Source organism: Amycolatopsis thermalba, from assembly GCF_003385215.1.
Lineage (GTDB): Bacteria > Actinomycetota > Actinomycetes > Mycobacteriales > Pseudonocardiaceae > Amycolatopsis_E > Amycolatopsis_E thermalba.
The window spans coordinates 1-3,001 of record NZ_PQHW01000198.1 but is presented as its reverse complement, the minus strand read 5'-3'; the positions used below and the strand labels follow the sequence as shown (position 1 = coordinate 3,001).

Here is a 3,001-nt window from a genome sequence, read left to right as displayed (position 1 = left end):
CCCCCGAAACCACCCCGGTCCCCGGCGCCGGTTTCGCTGCTGTCGGCGCCGGGGACCGGGGTGGTTTCGGGGGTGGGTGGCGCGGCGGCGCCGGTGCCGTCGCTCCCGGACACCACGCCGACGCAAGCCCAGGGGACGAAGGACACGACCCCGGACACCTCGGGGATGGGCTTGGCCGGCGGCGGGGCTCCGGCTGTGGGCACCGCCGCTTCGACCGCGGAAGGCGCGGGGGTCGCTGGCGCGGCAGGCGCCGTCCGGTCCGGCACGGGCGGGACGACTGCTGGGCACCGCGGTGCAGCCGGGCCTCCCGCTTCCGGCGCGGCCGCTGGACGAGCCGGTGCCGGTGGGGCCACTGGACACCGCGGCGCGGCCAGTGCCGGAGGCGCCGCTGGGCGACCCGGCGCAGCCGGGTTCGCCGATCGCCAGGCGTCCGGCTCCGCTGGACAGCACGGCGCCGGTGCCGCGGGCAGCGGCCGGACGAGCTCCGGCAGCGGATCCGGCTTGACCTCCCGCCCGGGCGTACCCGGCTCCGCCGGGCAACCGGGCACCGGGGAAGCCCACGGCGCTGGAGGACGCTCCGCTGCTGTTCCCGGAGGGAACGCCAGGGCCGGGTCGGCCTCCGGAAGCGGCACAGGCGCCGGGGCCGGAAACGCGGCCACCCCCGCCGAGGAAGCGCTCGGCAAGGGGCGCTCCGCCGGTGCCGTGCCGCCCTCCGCCACGGCTCCCACCGCCGTCGGGCCGGGATTCGCTGCTGTGCGGGCCCCCTCGGGGCTCAGTGGGCTCGCCGAGGCCGCCCCCGCGCTCGGTGCGGCCGGGGCGAGTGGCGCGCTCGCCGGTGAGGGTGACCGGCAGAGCCGCGTCGGCCGGAACACCGCCGGTCACCGCATCCACCAGATCCCCGCCGACGACCTGCCCGAGGAGGAGGAAGCCCGCCTGGCCCGGCGCGGCGGCCACACCCCGGACCCGGTGACCACCCGCGCCATCCTCGAACCCGCCGCACCGCGCGACGGCGAGGAAGAAGTCCGGCGCTTCGGCGTCGACGACAACGACCTGTTCACCGACCGGCGGGACGTCGCACCGGACACGATCGGCGACCGATGAGCCTCGTCCTGACGACGCTCGAGTTCGACGTCCTGTGGCAGAGCCTGCGCCTGCCGCGCGCCCACCCGGCCCTGCGGATGCCCAGCGCGGGCCCCACCCACACCGAGCGACGCCAACTCGAAGACCGCGCCTGGGAGATGCTCGCCGACCGGGGACTGGCGCGCGGGCGGCGGGCCGTCGGGGAGATCGTCGACATGGCGACCCTGCTGGCGAACCCGCAGGTCTCGATCGACGTGTGGGTGTGGACCGGCCGGGAGATCCGCGGCCTCGCGGCGAGCAACGGCAACCAGGCGCTGCTGGCGGTGGTGGACTCGGGCGAGGTGTGGCTCATCCCGGCGCGGCCGAACGCGCTGGCCGAGTCCGCGGTGTCGGTGGCCGGTGAGCAGCCGGGCGGGGTCGGGCACTCGGTGACCCTGCCCCACGGCACCCTGCGGGCCGCCGACGCGGACGCGAAGGGCGACCCGAAGTCGCTGGTCACCGCGCTGGAGGACCGTGGCGTCGAGCTGTGGGAGGCGCAGGAACTGGCCGGCATGTTGGTGGGGATGACCACGCGCGGGCAGTTCGGCGTCGAGCGGCAGGGGCGGCGCGCGGGCCGGGTGGTGGCGTTCTACGACACCGACGCGGGCCGGTACCTGCTGCAGGTCGGCGGGCAGGGCTGGGCGACGGTCGCACCGGCCGACAACCAGCTGCTGGCGAGCCGGGTCGCGGAGCTGCTCGACGAGGTGTGAACCACCGGATGGTGGAACTTGCCGGAAACCGCGTACGCGTCGCGATGATCGTCCTACAGTGAGCGACGTGCCTGAAAGCGATCCGGACTCGTTGGAGTATGTGGCCGGGCAGGTCGAGGCCATCCACGAGCACTTCAAGAAAGCCAAGGACAAGGTCACGGGCGTGACCGGGGACAACCCGTTCGGCGCCATCAAGCACCCGGACGAGCTGGAGCCGGGCGAGCACCCGTCGGACGGCATGGTGAACGCACTGGGGACGTTCCGCGACGGCGTGCACAAGCAGTTCGACGCGGCCGCCGAGCTGATGACGTCGACCGGCAGCGCCCTGCGCGACGCGGCGCGGGCGCTGCGGGAGACCGACGACGCGGCGCGTGACAGCGCCACCGTCAAGGACGGAAGCCTGCGGGCCTGACATGGTGGCCGCACCGGGCATGCCGCCCGAATGGAACGATGTGCAGACCCGGGCGCAGCAGGTCGAGAAGCTGAACCCGGCGGGGATCCAGGCCGTCGCGGACCAGTTCACGCAGGCGTCGAAGGACTCGGGGGACCATTCGGCGGCGCTGCGCAACGCGACGGCGGCCCTGGGCGGCGGCACGTGGACCGGGCCGGCGGCCGACACGTTCTTCGTCTACGTCAAGCAGATCGGCGACGCGGGCAGAAAGGTCAATGACCACCTCGACGAGGTCGCGCGGGAGCTGACGAACCTGCAGACGTCGCTGGCCGACGTGAAGGGCCGCATCGACACGATCAAGCAGCAGGCGCAGACCGACATCGAGAAGGCCAACGGCGACGCGGTGACCAACGCGAACGCGGCCGAGGCGATGGAACGCGAGGTGCGCGAAGGCAAGGAGGGCGCCACGATGCCCTCACCGACGTCGGCCGAGATCATGGCCGCGAACGCGCGGAAGACCAGCGGGATCGCGGCGGGCGCGCGGGACCAGATCCAGGGCCTGCTCAACGGGGCGAACGAGCAGATCAACCGGGTCATGGCGCTGGTGAAGAAGGACGTCGAGGGCGGGTACGCGTCGGTGCCCCCGCTGGGCGGCAAGCCGAAGACGATGAAGAGCACCGGCGGGCTGCGCTCCGGTGGCAGCGGGGGCGGCGGTGGCGGGGGCGGCGGTCTCGGCCCGAGCGGTGGCCCGCCGAGCAGCCAGCCGCCGGGCAACGTGCGG

Annotated in this window: 5 protein-coding genes; 4 read left to right on the top strand and 1 reads right to left on the bottom strand. The window is 74.5% G+C overall.

Translation table 11 applies throughout. From position 1 onward, the window contains the following. Positions 1-203 (bottom strand): hypothetical protein (locus D0D15_RS36770; protein WP_208646216.1); only part of this gene is annotated, 203 nt, incomplete at its 3' end. A gap of 550 nt (positions 204-753) precedes the next feature. On the opposite strand from D0D15_RS36770, the gene D0D15_RS35490 reads away from it, so the two are divergent. The 4 genes from D0D15_RS35490 to D0D15_RS35475 all read left to right on the top strand — a co-directional run. Continuing rightward, the gene (locus D0D15_RS35490) at positions 754-1,101 is read left to right on the top strand and encodes a hypothetical protein (protein WP_115945094.1); all 348 of its coding nucleotides are present in this window, start codon (positions 754-756) and stop codon (positions 1,099-1,101) included. Further along, positions 1,098-1,829 (top strand): ESX secretion-associated protein EspG, encoded by a 732-nt coding sequence (locus D0D15_RS35485; protein WP_094006544.1) that lies wholly within the window; start codon positions 1,098-1,100, stop codon positions 1,827-1,829. The genes D0D15_RS35490 and D0D15_RS35485 overlap by 4 nt, the downstream gene beginning before the upstream one ends. Before the next feature lie 67 nt (positions 1,830-1,896). After that, a complete protein-coding gene (locus D0D15_RS35480; RefSeq protein WP_233157349.1) occupies positions 1,897-2,241 on the top strand; it encodes a hypothetical protein in 345 nt (114 codons plus the stop codon). A gap of 19 nt (positions 2,242-2,260) precedes the next feature. Beyond that, the coding region (locus D0D15_RS35475; protein ID WP_244215017.1) for a WXG100 family type VII secretion target at positions 2,261-3,001 on the top strand (741 nt) is incomplete at its 3' end.